Here is a 15,614-nt window from a genome sequence, read left to right on the forward strand (position 1 = left end):
CCCCTCGGTAGTGCGAAAATGGACGGCACTATGAGCAAGGGAATGTACGTACCGAAGGAGTCCCAGCCCAAGCAGGGCGGGGCGACCGCGAAGGCCAGGGACGGCGAGAAGGGCGGCAAGCGCAAGATCGTCGCCCAGAACAAGAAGGCCCGGCACGACTACGCCATCATCGACACCTATGAGGCCGGCCTCGTCCTCATGGGCACCGAGGTCAAGTCGCTGCGCGAGGGGCGGACATCGCTGACCGACGGCTTCGTCCAGATCGACCGGGGCGAGGCATGGCTGCACAATGCCCACATCCCCGAGTACCACCAGGGCAGCTGGACCAACCACTCCGCGCGCCGCAAGCGCAAGCTCCTCCTGCACCGCGAGGAGATCGACAAGCTGGAGGCCAAGTCACAGGAGACGGGTCACACGATCGTGCCCCTCGCCCTGTACTTCAAGGACGGTCGCGCGAAGGCCGAGATCGCTCTGGCGCGCGGCAAGAAGGAGTACGACAAGCGCCAGACCCTGCGGGAGAAGCAGGACCGGCGGGAGTCGGACCGGGCGATCGCGGCGGCAAAGCGGCGACAGCGGAGCGCCTGACGGGCCGGAATACAGTGGCATCGTCGTGCGTTGGTCACGTACGATGGCACCAACACCGGCCGGCCCGGTGGGCGCATTGAAAAATCAACATGGGGATGATCGGTTTCGACAGCGGCTGTTGAAGCAGGGGAAGCGTGTCGAGGAAGCGGCAATGATCTCGTAAACCATATGTCGCAAAAAATAATCGCCAACACCAAGCGCGATTCCTTCGCCCTCGCTGCCTAAGTAGCGACCTGCGAAGTGTCAGCCCGGGGCTGTTCCCGACCCGGATCCTGGCATCAGCTAGGGAACTAAACCTTGATCCCGGTCACGGGGTGAAGAGGGAAACCAAACAGTGACTGGGCCCGTCGGCGACTTGTTCGCGTGATCGCCGGGGCCGAGAAAATCACAGCGGACTGCACACGGAGAAGCCCTGATTCTGCACCGTTGGACGCGGGTTCGATTCCCGCCATCTCCACGATCGGGAGGTTTCCGAACCTCCCTGACCCATGTGGGCAAAGGCCCCGCCGCCTCCGGGCAGCGGGGCCTTTGTCGTGCCGGAATCGCGAAGCACGGCGGCATTGCCTGTTCCTGCTGATCCTCGTCACGCTGTGGGCGGCGACGGCCTTGTCCAGAGTGATCTGTGACACTGCTGTGACCGGAGGTGTGGGTTCCGCCACAGCCTGTGGGTGCGTGCCCTGGTGAGGTGGGCGGATGCCTACCGCCTCGCGCGCCGTTCCCGCCGCCCTCGCCGGTGCTCTGCTGCTTGCCGCGTGTGGTTCCCAGAGCGCCTCGCAGGGCGACGACGCGACGGGTGCCGGCGGCGACGGTCGGGTCCGAGCCGACGCGCTGTGCCCGTCCGACTTCTCGCAGTACGGCAGTCCGCCGCCGTCCTCCGAGCCGTCCGTCACCCCCTCCGGTACGCCGACGCTGCTTCCCCTGCCCTCCCTCGAGGGTCCGGGCGAGGACGGGGTAAAGGTCACCGGCCTGTACGCCTGGGGTGCGGAGAGCGGATGCGCGGCGGACTTCTCCGCCGAGTTCGAGGTCACCAACCGAGGGACGAAGGGGCCTGTCGATGAATTAGTGCGTCTCTTGCGGTAGTTGGGCTCGTTGATGCGGTATGGGGCGCTTCGATGGGTCGATCGGGTCGTTGCAGGAGAAGCTGGAGGCGGTGACGCCGCATCTGAACGAGCGGCAGCGCCGGATCCTGTACGCCGCGGAGGCCCGGCAACTCGGGCACGGCGGGATCGCTGCGGTGGCACGGGCCGCGGGCGTCTCGAAGGGCTGCGTCAGCCGCGGCCTGGCCGATCTCGCTGCGGGCGAGGAACCGGACGGGCGGGTGCGACGGCCGGGGGCGGGCCGCCCCGCCCTGGCGACAAAGGACCCGGGTCTGATGCCGGCCCTGCTGGAGCTGGTCGAAGACAGCACGCAGGGCGATCCGATGAAGCCGCTGACGTGGACGACGAAATCGTTGCGCCGCCTCGCGGACGAGCTCGCCGCCCAGGGCCGGAAGGCGGGCCGCGACACCGTCGCGGCCCTGCTGAAGGCGGCCGGGTTCAGCCTGCGCGGCAACGCGCGGGTGCTGGCCGGCAGCCACCACCGGGACAGGGACGCACAGTTCCGGCACCTCAACGACACGGTGGCCGAGTTCCTCCACGCCGGGGACCCGGTGATCAGCGTGGACACCAAGAAGAAGGAACTGATCGGCCCCTTCGCCCGGCCTGGGCGCGAGTGGGCCCCGCCGGGCGCCCCGGTCAAGGTCCTCGACCACGACTTCCCCTCACACGCGACCGGCACCGCGATCCCCTACGGCATCTACGACCTGGGCCGCAACACCGGCTTCGTCGTGGTGGGCACCGACCACGACACCGCCGCGTTCGCCGCCTCCTGCCTGCGTCGCTGGTGGCGGGAAGAAGGACGGGCCGCATACCCGCACGCGAAGCGTCTGCTGATCACCGCGGACGGCGGTGGGTCCAACAGCTCCCGCGCCAAGGCATGGAAGGCCAACCTCGCCGTCCTCGCCACCGAGACCGGCCTCGAGATCAGCGTGCGCCACCTACCGCCGGGAACATCAAAATGGAACCGGGTCGAGCACCGCCTGTTCTCCTTCATCTCCCTCAACTGGCGCGCCCACCCGCTGACCAGCTACGAGACCGCCCTGAACCTGATCTCGGCGACCACCACCCGCACCGGGCTGTCCGTCACCGCGCGCCTGGACACCGGCAGCTACCCCACGGGGATCGAGATCAGCGAGCAGCACGCAGCCGCCCTGACCATCCGCCCCGATACCTTCCACGGGGAGTGGAACTACACCATCCCACCCCAACCCGGACTCCCCGACGTCCCGCTCCATCCGCCCGGCCGCCGGTCCCACCCCCGCCACGCGCACACCTTCGGCGCGACCCTGGCCACCCATCCCCTCCTGACGGGTCTCGAGCGCACCGACCTGGACCGTCTCACCATCAGCGTCCGCGAACGCCTCGACGCCCTGCCGCCCAAGCAGCGGCCCCGGCACCGCAAACTCACCACGGAGAACATCATCTGGGCCGCCGTCCTCGACCAGCGCGGCCTGTCCCGCTCGCTGACCGCCTACCTCTTCCGCATCGGAGAGAACCAGATGAGAGCCCTGATCAAACAGGTCCGCCCCTTCCTGGAGGACTACGGCTACCGCCCCGAACCGATCCCCGCCCGCCTGATCGACCCCAGCGACCTCGCCAGCTACGTCATGCACGCGACATCCATGCCCGGCGAGCGCAACACACCCCACTAATTCATCGACAGGCCCAAGACGGCCACTTAGAGGGCGTTTGATGTAGACGAATTGCCGTTTATTTCCTAGTAAGTTCCTCGCCAGGTTGGTGTGGTCTCGTCCGTTATGCGCTTGGTGAGGTTGTCGATCGAGGCGATGTGGATCATGGCTTCGGAGCTGGCGGGCAGGGTCTCGTAGTCGCGGGTGAGGCGGCGGTGCATCATGATCCATCCGATACTCCGCTCCACGACCCAGCGTCTTTTGACGACATGAAAGCCGCGGATTTCGGGGTTTCTGTTGACGACTTCGACGTCGATTCCGAGGTTGGCTCCGTGCTCGATGACGGCGTTTTTGAAGCCGGTGTCGACCCACGCCTTTGAGATGGTGGGGTAGGTCTTCTTGGCCTGGTCGAGGAGTTGTATTCCTACGGCGTTTTCCGACAGGCTTGCGGCGGTGACGGTTACGGCGAGGAGTAGGCCGAGTGTGTCGGTGATGATGCCCCGCTTCCTACCGACGATCTTCTTTGCGGCATCGGTTCCCTGGCTGGTCAGGGGTACGTTGGTGGAGGTCTTGACGCTCTGGGTGTCGATCACGGAGGCGGTCGGTTCGGGTTTGCGGCCTTCCTTGACGCGGGCCAGGCCGGTGAGGTCGTAGTTGAGCTGGGCGAGGATTCCTTCGTCGCGCCAGGCGGCGTAGTAGGCGTAGACGGTGCCGTGGTTCGGGAAGTCATGCGGGAGGTATTTCCAGGGTATTCCCGTGCGGTTGACGTACAGGATTGCGTTGAAGACATCGCGCAGTTCGACCTGGGCCGGCTGGCCGGTGGGTCTGCGGTCGAGTCGGGCTTTCCTCCAGGCGGATAAGGTCGGTTCGATCAACGCCCATCGGGCGTCGGACAGGTCGCTGGGGTACGGCTTGCGCTGGCTCACGAAAGGGCTCTTACACGAACAGCACCGCTGACAGCGGTACTTGACCGGCTGGGCGTTTCCATGACGTCCATAGACCAGACGGAATCTGGGTGCGAGATGCGGAGTAAATAGGCGCCGAGGCTGGAGCCTGGAAGGCCGTGAAACTGCACGTAGGGCGTGAATCACTCCAAAGAGATCACGCCGCAAGAACGACGCAACACCGCAAGCCATACCTAAATGCCCACTTAGAGGGCGATTCGCCTACATCAAACGACCTCTTATACGGTGACCATCGGGTTCCTGACGGGTTCCGCAGGCGCGGTCGACAACGTCGAGAAGACCGTCGAGTCGGTCGGGCCGGGGCGGACCGTCAAGGGGATCGTCGCCATGACGGAGCCGGCCGGGGACGCGCCAGAGGTGTCGGGCGTGGAGGTGATCAAGGTGCGCAGCGTTCCCGCCGACGAGGCGCCGTCCGCCTCGGGGCCGTGCCCCGCCTCCGGCGTGCACGTCTACGCGGACAAGGGGGACGCCGCCATGGGGCTGCGCGTCGTCGGGCTGCATCTCGTCAACTGCGGCACCGAGACCTATCGGCTCAACGGCTACCCGGAGCTCGAACTCCTCGACGAGGACCACGACAAAGTCGACGGCGTGCGGATCCTCCAGGGGACCGACCGGATCAGCACCGCCACCGGTGGGAGCGGCAGCCCGCACCCCGTTGTTCTGCGGCCGGGTGAGGCCGCGCAGTCGACGCTGGCGTGGCGGAACACCACGGAGGCCGGCGTCGGCGACCCGGTCAACGCGCCGTACGTCCGCGTGCGGGCGAAGCCCGGTGCCGGCCCTGTGGTGGTCGAGCCGGAACTGGACCTCGGGACGACGGGTCAGCTCGGCGTCGGGCCGTGGAAGAGGGACGAGACGCACCGAGGGACCGACATCGACACCGCGCGGCCGATGCCGCCGTACCCGTCCGTCGTCCCTTCGTCCTTCCCGTCTCCCTGAGCCCTCGGTGATCGGTTTCTTGGTCCTCCTCGCGTGGGCGGGAGCGCTGTACCTGCTCGCCCTTCCGCGTGTCGCGCCCGGCGTCAAGATCCTTGTCCTCACCGCGCCCCCGGTGGCCGTGGTGGTCTGGCTCCTGGACGCGGTCTTCGGAATGCCTTCCGCCGCCTGGGTCGGTGCGGTGTTCGTCGTCGTACTGATCGCGCTGAACGGGCTCGTCGGCCATCCCCGCGTGCCGACCTGGACGAAGACCACCGTGTTCGTCACGGCTCCGGTGGCGGCGCCGGCCTGGCTGCTGGTCGTCACGGCGAACGACACGATCAAGGACCCCGGCGAGGACCCGTGCTCCATGCGCTACGGGGGCATCGGCGTCTCCAAGGCGTTTCCCCCGCAGGCATACTGCCTCCAGGAGGGCGGCAGCACCGACAATCTCGCGTCGGGCGCCCAGTTCGTGTTCTGGGTCTGTTTCGTCAGCAGCCTGCTGCTGCTCGCGGTCGGCCTGTGGCAGGTCGCGCGGGACCCGAAGACGCTTGCGCGGCAGTTCCGTACGGGCAGGTCGCTCACTCGGTGAACCACCATGGTGGACGCGTCCGTTGTGGTGTCCCACTCCATATCGGCGGGTCGTTCACGCTTCTACGGTCCCTCCGCATGACACAGACCAGAGCCGCAAGCCGTCGTAGCCACATCCCCGTGCTGGCGACCCTTCTCGTCGCCCTGATCGCCGCCGTCCTCACCCCGGGCCGGGCGGCTGCCGCATCCCTCCAGGAAGTCACCGGGTTCGGGACCAACCCGGGCGCGCTGCGGATGTTCCGGTACGTCCCCGACGGCCTCCCGACCGGGCGCCCCGTGGTCGTCGCGCTGCACGGGTGCACGCAGAACGCCTCCGGGTACGGCACCGGCAGCGGATGGATGCAACTCGCCGACCGCTGGGGCTTCTCCGTCGTGCTGCCGCAGCAGCAGACCGCCAACAACGCCTCGTCCTGCTTCAACTGGTTCCAGAGCGGCGACATCGCACGAGGCCAGGGCGAGGCCGCGTCCGTCGCGCAGATGGTCGACCGGCAACTCGCCGACACCTCCGGCGACACGTCGCGCGTCTACATCACCGGGCTGTCCGCCGGGGGCGGGATGACCGCCGTGATGATGGCGGCGTACCCGGAGAAGTTCACGGCGGGCGGGATCGTCGCCGGGCTGCCGTACGGGTGTGCGCAGGCCGCCGGGTCGCCGTATGTGTGCATGTACGTCGGGGCCACACAGACCCCGAAGCAGTGGGGGGACCGGGTGCGCGCCGCCCGGCCCGGGTACACCGGCCCCTGGCCCACACTGATCGCCTTCCAGGGCACGGCCGACTACACCGTGAAGCCCGTCAACATGACCGACCTGATGCGGCAGTGGACCGATGTGCACGGTGCCGATCAGGCCGCCGACGTCAGCGACACCGTCGCCGGCTATCCCCACCAGGTCTTCAAGGACGCGGGCGGGCGTGCGGTCGTGGAGACGTACAGCATCACCGGGATGGGACACGGGCAGCCCGTCGATCCCGGGAGCGGGAGTGAGCAGTGCGGGAGCGCCGGGGCGTATGTCCTCGACGTGAACCTGTGCGCCGCATTCCGGATGGGGCGGGCCTGGGGGCTGGGCTGAGCCGAAGTGCTCTGTCGCCGCCGGCATGAACGGCGACCTCGAGTACTCGTGGCGCAAGCCCGCCCGCTGTTGAACGACCTGGCACAGCAACGGCGTTGGAGACGCTAGCATTTGTCCGGTGACGCGCCCTATGGGTGCGTCCTCCCTTCACACCGGGCCCCGTCCCCTCGGGGCCCGGCCCGACGAGAGCGGTCCCGGGACCGTGTGCAGGCCGCCTCGCGTCGAAGGGAGGACGCCTCCACATGGGTTGTCACGAGGAGCAGAAACCGACTCTCGTCATGCGGCTGATCCGGCTCTTGCCGGAGCGGGCTGCGAAGCACGCGAGGAGGTGGCTGCTCTGGTGGCTCACCAGGTAGCCGGATATCCCCATCCGGTCTGGGGACATCCGACAGGCTCCTGTTGAGCCGGGGCCCCGCTCGGAGTTCGCGCTCTGAGTGGGGCCCACCTTCTCTGGTGGCTCAGCAGCTAGCCGGATGTCCCCACAGGTCCTGGGGACATCCGACAGGCTCCTCTTGAGCTTGGGCATCCGCCTGAGTAAAGCATTACCCGCCCAGACGGCGCCGTTCCTCGCATCCAAGTACAGCACACCAGCCCCCCACCCGGCACCGTGATCAGCCACTGTTCACGCAACCGCCCGCCGCGCCGTACTCCCCCGCTCCGTCATCCTCGGCGCCAGCAACGTCGCCTCCGGTACGGCCTTTCCGCCCAGCTTCTTCACCAGCAACTCCACCGCCCGCGCCCCCACCTCACCAGACGGCAACGCGATCGACGTCACCGGCACCCGCAGTGACTCGGCCAGCTCGTCCGGGCATATCGCGGTGACGGACAGGTCGCCCGGCACCTGCAGTCCCAGCTCCTCGAAGGCGTCGATCAGGGGCTCCAGGATCGCCTCGTTGTGGACGACGACGCCCGTCAACGCGGGCTGCTCCCGCAGCAGTTGCTCCGCGACAGCGCGAGCCGCCGCGGGTGACGCCTCGCACGGGTGCACGGACGACGCCAGCCGCCCCTGGTCGGCGGCGGCCGTGAAGCCCTGCACCACCCGCTGGGCGAACGCCGTCTGCCGTACGTACACCTCCGGCGGTGACCCCACCAGCGCCACCACCCGGTGCCCGAGCCGCGCCAGATGGTCCACGCACGCCTCACCCGCCGCCTTGAAGTCGAGGTCGATGCAGGTCAGCCCGGCCGGCTCGGCGGGGAAGCCGATCAGCACCGACGGCCGGTCCAGTGAGCGCAGCAACGGCAGCCGGGGGTCGGCCAGTTGGACGTCCATCACGATCAGCGCGTCCACCAGCGCGGTGTCCGCGACCCGCCGGAGCCCCTCCTCGCCCTCCTCCCGCGTCAGCAGCAGCACGTCGTGGTCGTGCCCGCGTGCCGTCGTCACCACCGACACCGCGAACTGCATCACCACCGGCACATGGATCCCGGCCCGTAACGGCACCACCAGCGCCAGCACGTTCGACCTGCTGGTGGCCAGCGCGCGGGCGCCGGCGTGCGGGCGGTAGCCGAGGGCGCGGATGGAGGCCTCGACGCGCTGCCGGGTCTCCTCGGAGATCGGGCGTTTGCCGCTGAGCGCGTAGGACACGGTGCTGGGGGAGACTCCGGCGTGCCGGGCCACGTCCGTGATCTTGACCATCAGTCCAGCTCCAGGGAGAGAAACGTCGAAGCGCTTCGACGGGGGAACGTATGGGGGAGCTGTCAGGGCGTCAATGGGTTGTGCGGGAACTTGCGCGGGAATCCGTGAGGCGGTTCGGGCCGCCGAACGAACCGAGCGAGACCGCCAGCGCCAGGGTCGCCGCTGCGACGGGCACGCCGTACCCCGCCGTCACCGACAGCTGCTCCACCGCCCAGCCCCCGACGGCGCTGCCGCAGGCGATGCCGCCGAGGAGGGCGGTCACGGCGAGGGTCATGCCCTCGTTGAGGCGGTCGGCCGGCGTGCGGTGCTGGAGAAGCGTCATGGCGGTGACCATCGTGGGAGCCGTTGCCATGCCGGCCAGGAGCAGCGCGGCCGCCAGGGCGACGAGGGACGGCGTCAGGTTCGCGGCCAGCAGGGGGAGGGCCATGAGGGACGCCATCGCGGCCATGCACCACGGCAGCCGGCGTTCCGCCGGGCCCGTCGGTCGCAGCGTGCCGAACAGCAGCCCGGCCGCGCCCGAGGCCGCCGCCTGGAGGCCGAGCAGGACACCCGCCGCCGTGCGGCTGCCCTGTGCGTCGGCGAAGGCGATCGTGACCACCTCCATCGAGCCGAACACCGCGCCGGTGGCCAGGAAGGCGGTGAGCAGCCGGGGGATGCCGGGTGAGCGGAGCGGGGACCGGGTCTTCCGGAGGGGTCCGACGGGCGGCTGCGTCGAACGCTGTGCGGTGAACAGCAGCATGCCGGTGAGCAGCAGCACCGCGCCGGCCAGCGTGCCCGCCTCCGGGAAGAGCGACCCGCACAGCAGGGCGGCGAGCACCGGCCCCAGCATGAAGCACAGTTCGTCCGCGGCCTGCTCGAAGGAGTTCGCGGTGTGCAGGGCCTCGGCGTCGCCGCGCAGCAGATGGGCCCAGCGGGCGCGGGACATGCCACCGATGTTGGGGGTCGTCGCGGTGGCCGCGTAGGCGGCGAAGAGGGTCCAGTCGGGGGCGTCGTAGTGCACGCAGAGCAGCAGGGCCAGGCTGCCGAGGACCGCCAGCAGCGTGGCCGGTACGGCGATCCGGGCCTGGCCGTGCCGGTCGATGAGCCGCGCGACCCACGGAGCGACCACCGCGGTCGCCGCGAGGCCGGTCGCGGTGACGGCGCCGGCGAGGGCGTACGAGCCCCGCGTGCCGGCGATCATCACGACCGCGCTCACGCTGAACATGCCCATGGGGAGCCGGGCGATCAGGTTTCCGGCGGTGAAGGCCCGGGTGCCGGGGATCGTGAACAGGCGGCGGTACGGGCCGGGCCGGCGGTCGCCGGAGCGGGGGGAGAAGTCGACGGTGACGAGGGTGTCTGCGGTGACGGTGTGGAGGGGCTGAGGGGTGGCGGTGCGGAGGGGCTGAGGGATGTCCGGCATGGGGGCAACCGTCGCCCGTGAACGATCACCGGGTCCAACACTTACTCCGTACCGATTCACGCACCCGTGTTGTAAGTTCGCCGGATGCCCGCCCCGACCCACCTCGACCCCCGCCTCCTGCGCGCCTTCGTCACCGTCGCCGAGGAGCTGCACTTCACCCGTGCCGCGGCCCGTCTCTACGTCGCCCAGCAGGCGCTCAGCAGGGACGTACGGCGGCTGGAGCGGGAGGTGGGCGCCGAGCTGTTCGTGCGGACCACCCGACAGGTGACGCTGACGGCGGACGGTGAGCGGCTGCTGCCGTACGCGCGCCGGGCGCTGACGGCGCAGGAGGAGCTCCTCGCCGCCTTCGGGCAGGCCCGCCCCCTGCTGGTCGACCTGAACTCCCCGGGGCTCGGTACCCCGCGCCAGGTGCTGCACCGGGCCCGCGAACTCGCTCCGGAGCATGAGCTGATGGCCCGCTACGAGAGCGGGCTGACCGGCGCGGCGGGGGAGCTGCTCGCCGGGCGGCTGGACGCATCGTTCGGGCGCTTCGCCGGTCTGGAACCGGCGCTGCGGGCGCAGTTGGAGCACCAGCTCGTCCGGTACGAGCCGATGGCGATCGTGCTGCCCGAGGACCACCGGCTGGTCTCCCTGGAGGCGGTGCCGCTCGCCGAGCTGGCGGGCGAGACCGTGTACGCGGGGGCGGGGAATCCGCGGACGCCGGAGTGGACCGACCTCGCGCGCCGCCTGTTCGAGGGGCGGGGGATCGAGATCGCGCCACCGCTTCCCCTGGCCGTCGGTGACGAGGAGTTCGAGCGGATCATGGCCAAGACCCGCTGCCCGGTGCTCGCCGTGGTGGACTTCCCGGACATGCCCCGGACGGTACGGCGGCCGCTCGTCGACCCCGTTCCGCTGTCACCGGTGTCGTTGGTGTGGCGGAAGGGGCTGGTGCATCCGGCGTTCGATGCGCTGCGTCGGGCCGCTGCCGGGCTGACGGCCGAGGAGGGGTGGCTGCGGCTGCCGGTCGGGGGCTGGATCCCCGCCATCGACAAGCGCTCGCCGAATGTCCAGAAATGACACCCCGCACACACACAACCTCCGCGTGCGCTACATTCATGGCCCGAGCACGGTGTGGTAAACGGGGCGCTCGAACCTCAAGGGGGCTTGGTTCGGTCGACGGGTGCTCGGTGTCGTCTGCGCACCCGGAACTGTCCCGTGGGGGGAAGTGCGCGCGTGAGCAAGTGGCGAGAAGACGCCCAACCTGAAGCAGAGTGGCCCGAACCTGCGTCCCCGACGGGGGAAGTGCGGGGGCTGTCGGGCCGGGGTCGGCGCCGGGTCGGGGAGACCCAGGCCTTCCCGGAGACCGGGAGCACGTCGGCCGTACAGGACGACGACCGGGACCCGGAGACCAAGGCGATCGCCCTGCGTGATCCCTGGGCGGAACCCGAGGAGAGCGGACAGCCCGGCGGACGTGCCGGCGGTGCGGCGGACAGGCACACCGAGATATCCCCCGAGATATCCGGCGCCCCCACCCACGACCCCCACGAGGTCACCGTCCAGCTCGACGCCGTAGGCCTGCACCTGGGTCAGCTGGTCCCCGGGCAGCCGGGACCCGCGCGGCCGGGCGGTGCGCAGGACGCCTCCGACGGTCCCGTGTTCGTGGACGAGTCGGGCCGCAGAAGCCGTACGTTCCGCCGTATAGGCATGGCCGTGGGCCTGGCCTGCGCGATCTACGCCGTCGTCATCGTCGCGACCCTACTGTCCGGCAGCTCCGACGCCCCCTGGCTGCCCGTCCCGGACCAGAACGGCAAACCGGCCGGCAAGGTCGACAGCCCCCCGCTGCCCGCGCAGTCGGCGCAGCCCTCCGCCACCGCCGTCGAAACCCCGAGCAGCACGCCGACGGCCGGCCCCGACACCACGCCGGTGCCGGGCGACGCCGACGCCACCGCCCCCGGCACCGCCACCACCCCCGATGCGCCGGGCACGTCCGCCGACCCCACGCCCACCGCGACGCGGACGACCCCCGACCCCGGCACCAGCGACCCGGCCCCGCCCGTCCCGTCGTCGCCGGTCACCAACTCGCCCGACCCGAGCCCCACCGGCGGCACCTCGGCCGACCCGTCCCCGCCGACGGGCGGTGAAAGCGGGGGCACGAGCGCCGGCACCGGCACGGTGGCGGACGGCCCGCCCCAGCCGGTCCCTGCCGCCCAGGACCAGGCTGCCGCCGCGCTCACCACCCCGTCCCTGTAGTCCCTGTAGTCCCTGTAGTCCCTGGAGCACCTCCTCTGATGGCATCCCGCCCAAGCCGTCAAGGGGCCGGCCGGACCGGAGCCCGCGACGGCTCCCGGCGCCGCCGCCTGCCCCTGCGCTATCTGCTGCCCGTGCTCGTCCTCGTCGCCCTGATGGCGATGCTGATGCTGCGCGGCTATGTGCACAGCGAGATCCTGGCCGACCACCGCGTCCGCCCCCCGGCCGCCACCGACCGCGTTCCGGAGCGGATCCTGAACGGGGGCCCGGTCATCGACACGCGCAGCGGCCGCACCGCGAGCCTGAGCGTGCCCGACCACCGCCTCGTCCTCACCTTCGACGACGGCCCGGACCCGGACTGGACGCCGAAGGTCCTGGACGTGCTGAAGAAGCACGACGCGCACGCCGTCTTCTTCGTCACCGGCACCATGGCCTCGCGCTATCCCGACCTGGTCAAGCGCATGGTGGAGGAGGGCCACGAGGTCGGCCTGCACACCTTCAACCACCCCGACCTCTCCTACCAGTCGAAGCAGCGCATCGACTGGGAGCTGTCCCAGAACCAGCTCGCGATATCCGGCGCCGCCGGCATCCGTACCTCGCTCTTCCGTCCGCCGTACTCCTCGTTCTCCGCCGCCATGGACAACAAGTCCTGGCCGGTGACCGAGTACATCGGCAGGCGCGGCTACATCACCGTCGTCAACAACACCGACAGCGAGGACTGGCGCAGGCCCGGCGCCGACGAGATCATCCGCCGCTCCACCCCGGCCGACGGCAAGGGCGCGATCGTCCTGATGCACGACTCCGGCGGCGACCGCAGCCAGACGGTTGCGGCGTTGGACCGGTTCCTGCCGGACATGAAGGACCGGGGCTACGAGTTCGACAACCTCACCGAAGCCCTCGACGCCCCCAGTGCGCACACGCAGGTCAGCGGCCTGGAGCTGTGGAAGGGCAAGGCGTGGATCGTCCTCGTCCAGACCTCGGAGAACATCACCGACGTGCTGGTGGTCGGCCTGGCGGTGGTCGGCTCCCTGGTCATCGGACGCTTCGTCCTGATGCTCGTCCTCTCCGGCTGGCACGCCCGCCGCGTCCGGCGCCCCGGCTTCAGCTGGGGACCACCGGTCACCGAACCGGTGTCGGTGCTGGTCCCGGCGTACAACGAGGCCAAGTGCATCGAGAACACCGTCCGTTCCCTGATGGCGAGCGAGCACCCGATCGAGGTGATCGTCGTCGACGACGGCTCCTCCGACGGCACGGCCCGCATCGTCGAGGCGATGGGCCTGCCGGGCGTCCGCGTCGTCCGCCAGCTCAACGCGGGCAAGCCGGCGGCGCTCAACCGGGGCCTGGCGAACGCCCGTCACGACATCGTGGTCATGATGGACGGTGACACCGTCTTTGAACCCTCCACCGTCCGCGAACTCGTCCAGCCCTTCGGCGACCCGCAGGTCGGCGCGGTCGCCGGCAACGCGAAGGTCGGCAACCGCGACTCACTCATCGGGGCGTGGCAGCACATCGAGTACGTGATGGGCTTCAACCTCGACCGCCGCATGTACGACATCCTGCGCTGCATGCCGACGATCCCGGGCGCGGTGGGAGCGTTCCGCCGATCGGCGTTGGAACGAGTCGGCGGCATGAGCGACGACACCCTCGCCGAGGACACCGACATCACCATGGCGTTGCACCGCGACGGCTGGCGAGTGGTCTACGCGGAGAACGCCCGCGCCTGGACCGAGGCCCCGGAGACGGTCCAGCAGCTGTGGTCGCAGCGTTACCGCTGGTCGTACGGCACGATGCAGGCCATTTGGAAGCACCGCCGCGCCCTTCTGGACCGAGGCCCGTCGGGCCGTTTCGGCCGCTTGGGCCTGCCGCTTGTGTCCCTGTTCATGGTCCTGGCCCCACTCCTGGCCCCCCTGATCGACGTGTTCTTGTTGTATGGCATCATCTTCGGCCCGACCGGAAAGACGATCGTGGCCTGGCTGGGCGTCCTGGCGATCCAGCTCTTCTGCGCGGCGTACGCCTTCCGCCTGGACCGCGAACGCATGACCCACCTCATCTCGCTCCCGCTCCAGCAGATCCTCTACCGCCAACTCATGTACGTGGTCCTGCTCCAGTCCTGGATCACCGCCCTGACGGGCGGTCGGCTGCGGTGGCAGAAGCTGCGGCGGACGGGAGCGGTCGGGGCGCCGTTGGGGGCGGTCCCCAGCCCGCGGACTACGAGCAGTGAGGATCGGAGGCCGGTGGGATGAGCAGCCCGGCCACCATGCCGCCCGGCACGGACGCCCCAGATCAGCCACCCTCCCATTCCCAGGGGCGGGTCAGAGACCGCTACTTCGACCTGCTCCGCGCCATCGCCCTCTTCCGAGTAGTCCTCTACCACCTGACAGGCTGGGCGTGGCTGCCGTTGGTGTTCCCGTCCATGGGCGTGATGTTCGCCCTCGCGGGCAATCTCATGGCCCGCTCGCTCAAGCGTCCGCCGTTGTCCGTCGTACGAGGCCGGCTCCGCCGACTGCTTCCTCCGCTGTGGCTACTGGGTGCGATCGGCGTGGCGGGGATGCTGTTGCAGGGCTGGGGACCGGAGGACGACGGCCACCCCGGTTCGTGGTGGCTCCACCTCACGTTTTGGATCCTGCCGCTCAGCGACCCGCCGTACGCCGAGGGCCTGCCCGGCATCCAAGGTCTCCTCGGTGAGGACTGGGCCACGGAACTGGCCGGACCGCTGTGGTACGTCCGCGCATATGTCTGGTACGTCCTCCTTTCCCCCTTCCTGCTGCGAGCCCTGCGCCGGCTGCCCTGGTCGACGATCTTGATGCCGATCGCCCTGTCGGCCGCCCTCGAATCCGGCCTGCTCTCCCTGCCCGGCGAGCGAATCGACTCCGCCGTCACGGACTTCAGCACGTTCGGCGCTTGTTGGATCCTCGGCATGGCGTACCAGGAAGGCGTCCTGAAGCGCCTGCCGCGCTACGTCATCCCGTCCGTCGCCCCGTTCATCGCAGGCCTGGGCCTCTGGTACGCCGTGAACCACAACTTCACCACGGACCACGATCTGGACAGCATGCCCCTGGCCCAGGCCATGTGGTCCTTCGGAACGGTGTTGCTGCTGTTGCACGTCAGCCCGTCCTGGTCCGAGTGGCCCCACCGGCTGCGCCGCTGGTCCGGCCTGATCGAGCTCCTTAATTCCCGCGCCGTGACGATCTACCTCTGGCACAACATCTGCATTCTCGTGGCCGCGACGCTGTGGGACCGGCTGTGGGGTGTGGAGACGTTGGAGCAGCACTACTCCTGGCTGCTGGAGAGCCCATGGCCGGTCCTGGCCCTCACTTGGGTGCTCATCGGAGGCTGCATCGTCTGGTTCGGCTGGGCGGAGGACCTGGCGGCGAAGAGGAAGCCGCAGCTGTGGCCGGACGGGGGTCGCAAGAGGCGCACACACGCCAGGTAGGAGAATACCGGGCCTGGCTGGAGACCGTTTCCTTTCTTCTGTCGCGCGTGCACCTGGCCGCCAGTGTCGTCAAC

14 protein-coding genes and 1 other RNA gene are annotated in these 15,614 nt (G+C 69.6%); 11 read left to right on the forward strand and 4 right to left on the reverse strand.

The window, feature by feature from the left end; translation table 11 throughout:
* Window positions 1-42: 42 nt before the first annotated feature.
* The 4 genes from smpB (at window position 43) to ACKTSN_RS28970 (ending at window position 3,334) form a co-directional block, all read left to right on the forward strand.
* The gene (gene smpB / locus ACKTSN_RS28955; protein ID WP_409474951.1) at window positions 43-585 is read left to right on the forward strand and encodes an SsrA-binding protein SmpB; all 543 of its coding nucleotides are present in this window, start codon (window positions 43-45) and stop codon (window positions 583-585) included.
* A gap of 91 nt (window positions 586-676) precedes the next feature.
* Window positions 677-1,045: a transfer-messenger RNA gene (ssrA, locus tag ACKTSN_RS28960) on the forward strand.
* A gap of 233 nt (window positions 1,046-1,278) precedes the next feature.
* The gene (locus tag ACKTSN_RS28965; protein ID WP_409471790.1) at window positions 1,279-1,665 is read left to right on the forward strand and encodes a hypothetical protein; all 387 of its coding nucleotides are present in this window, start codon (window positions 1,279-1,281) and stop codon (window positions 1,663-1,665) included.
* A gap of 19 nt (window positions 1,666-1,684) precedes the next feature.
* Window positions 1,685-3,334 (forward strand): ISAzo13 family transposase, encoded by a 1,650-nt coding sequence (locus ACKTSN_RS28970; RefSeq protein ID WP_409467190.1) that lies wholly within the window; start codon window positions 1,685-1,687, stop codon window positions 3,332-3,334.
* Window positions 3,335-3,399: 65 nt separating this feature from the next.
* On the opposite strand, the gene ACKTSN_RS28975 is transcribed toward ACKTSN_RS28970, so the two are convergent.
* Window positions 3,400-4,239 (reverse strand): IS5 family transposase, encoded by an 840-nt coding sequence (locus ACKTSN_RS28975; RefSeq protein ID WP_409467188.1) that lies wholly within the window; start codon window positions 4,237-4,239, stop codon window positions 3,400-3,402.
* Window positions 4,240-4,503: 264 nt separating this feature from the next.
* Here ACKTSN_RS28975 and ACKTSN_RS28980 point away from each other — a divergent pair, with 264 nt between their 5' ends.
* The 3 genes from ACKTSN_RS28980 to ACKTSN_RS28990 all read left to right on the forward strand — a co-directional run bounded on the left by ACKTSN_RS28980 (window position 4,504) and on the right by ACKTSN_RS28990 (window position 6,849).
* Entirely contained in the window at window positions 4,504-5,214 is a 711-nt protein-coding gene (locus ACKTSN_RS28980) for a DUF4232 domain-containing protein (RefSeq protein WP_409471791.1), read from the forward strand.
* A 7-nt stretch (window positions 5,215-5,221) separates the two neighbouring features.
* Entirely contained in the window at window positions 5,222-5,782 is a 561-nt protein-coding gene (locus ACKTSN_RS28985) for a hypothetical protein (RefSeq protein ID WP_409471792.1), read from the forward strand.
* A 77-nt stretch (window positions 5,783-5,859) separates the two neighbouring features.
* A complete protein-coding gene (locus ACKTSN_RS28990; protein ID WP_409471793.1) occupies window positions 5,860-6,849 on the forward strand; it encodes an extracellular catalytic domain type 1 short-chain-length polyhydroxyalkanoate depolymerase in 990 nt (329 codons plus the stop codon).
* Window positions 6,850-7,099: 250 nt separating this feature from the next.
* Here the strand turns inward: ACKTSN_RS28990 and ACKTSN_RS28995 are convergent, their stop codons facing one another.
* The 3 genes from ACKTSN_RS28995 to ACKTSN_RS29005 all read right to left on the reverse strand — a co-directional run bounded on the left by ACKTSN_RS28995 (window position 7,100) and on the right by ACKTSN_RS29005 (window position 9,881).
* Complete coding sequence (locus tag ACKTSN_RS28995) at window positions 7,100-7,234, reverse strand: hypothetical protein (protein WP_409471794.1); 135 nt, start codon at window positions 7,232-7,234, stop codon at window positions 7,100-7,102.
* Window positions 7,235-7,471: 237 nt separating this feature from the next.
* Window positions 7,472-8,482 (reverse strand): LacI family DNA-binding transcriptional regulator, encoded by a 1,011-nt coding sequence (locus tag ACKTSN_RS29000; protein ID WP_409471795.1) that lies wholly within the window; start codon window positions 8,480-8,482, stop codon window positions 7,472-7,474.
* Between the two features lie 70 nt (window positions 8,483-8,552).
* Window positions 8,553-9,881, reverse strand: a complete 1,329-nt coding sequence (locus tag ACKTSN_RS29005; protein WP_409471796.1) for an MFS transporter — start codon at window positions 9,879-9,881, stop codon at window positions 8,553-8,555.
* 84 nt (window positions 9,882-9,965) lie between these two features.
* Here ACKTSN_RS29005 and ACKTSN_RS29010 point away from each other — a divergent pair, with 84 nt between their 5' ends.
* The 4 genes from ACKTSN_RS29010 (at window position 9,966) to ACKTSN_RS29025 (ending at window position 15,540) form a co-directional block, all read left to right on the forward strand.
* Complete coding sequence (locus tag ACKTSN_RS29010; RefSeq protein ID WP_409471797.1) at window positions 9,966-10,937, forward strand: LysR family transcriptional regulator; 972 nt, start codon at window positions 9,966-9,968, stop codon at window positions 10,935-10,937.
* Between the two features lie 156 nt (window positions 10,938-11,093).
* Window positions 11,094-12,110, forward strand: a complete 1,017-nt coding sequence (locus ACKTSN_RS29015) for a hypothetical protein (protein ID WP_409471798.1) — start codon at window positions 11,094-11,096, stop codon at window positions 12,108-12,110.
* Between the two features lie 38 nt (window positions 12,111-12,148).
* On the forward strand, window positions 12,149-14,350 hold the full coding sequence (locus tag ACKTSN_RS29020) for a glycosyltransferase (RefSeq protein WP_409471799.1): 2,202 nt from the start codon (window positions 12,149-12,151) through the stop codon (window positions 14,348-14,350).
* A gap of 14 nt (window positions 14,351-14,364) precedes the next feature.
* Entirely contained in the window at window positions 14,365-15,540 is a 1,176-nt protein-coding gene (locus tag ACKTSN_RS29025; protein ID WP_409474952.1) for an acyltransferase family protein, read from the forward strand.
* The last annotated feature ends 74 nt before the right edge of the window (window positions 15,541-15,614 follow it).

The organism is Streptomyces flavusporus (assembly GCF_046267975.1).
GTDB classification, from domain to species: Bacteria; Actinomycetota; Actinomycetes; order Streptomycetales; family Streptomycetaceae; genus Streptomyces; species Streptomyces flavusporus.

Bases quoted from the DNA above. Each gene is read 5' to 3' on its own strand.
- ACKTSN_RS29010 (WP_409471797.1), top strand. From the start codon at position 9,966: ATGCCCGCCCCGACCCACCTCGACCCCCGCCTCCTGCGCGCCTTCGTC.
- ACKTSN_RS29005 (WP_409471796.1), bottom strand. From the start codon at position 9,881: ATGCCGGACATCCCTCAGCCCCTCCGCACCGCCACCCCTCAGCCCCTC.
- ACKTSN_RS28965 (WP_409471790.1), top strand. From the start codon at position 1,279: ATGCCTACCGCCTCGCGCGCCGTTCCCGCCGCCCTCGCCGGTGCTCTG.
- ACKTSN_RS29000 (WP_409471795.1), bottom strand. From the start codon at position 8,482: ATGGTCAAGATCACGGACGTGGCCCGGCACGCCGGAGTCTCCCCCAGC.
- ACKTSN_RS28995 (WP_409471794.1), bottom strand. From the start codon at position 7,234: ATGTCCCCAGACCGGATGGGGATATCCGGCTACCTGGTGAGCCACCAG.
- smpB (WP_409474951.1), top strand. From the start codon at position 43: ATGTACGTACCGAAGGAGTCCCAGCCCAAGCAGGGCGGGGCGACCGCG.
- ACKTSN_RS29020 (WP_409471799.1), top strand. From the start codon at position 12,149: ATGGCATCCCGCCCAAGCCGTCAAGGGGCCGGCCGGACCGGAGCCCGC.
- ACKTSN_RS28970 (WP_409467190.1), top strand. From the start codon at position 1,685: ATGGGGCGCTTCGATGGGTCGATCGGGTCGTTGCAGGAGAAGCTGGAG.
- ACKTSN_RS29025 (WP_409474952.1), top strand. From the start codon at position 14,365: ATGCCGCCCGGCACGGACGCCCCAGATCAGCCACCCTCCCATTCCCAG.
- ACKTSN_RS28990 (WP_409471793.1), top strand. From the start codon at position 5,860: ATGACACAGACCAGAGCCGCAAGCCGTCGTAGCCACATCCCCGTGCTG.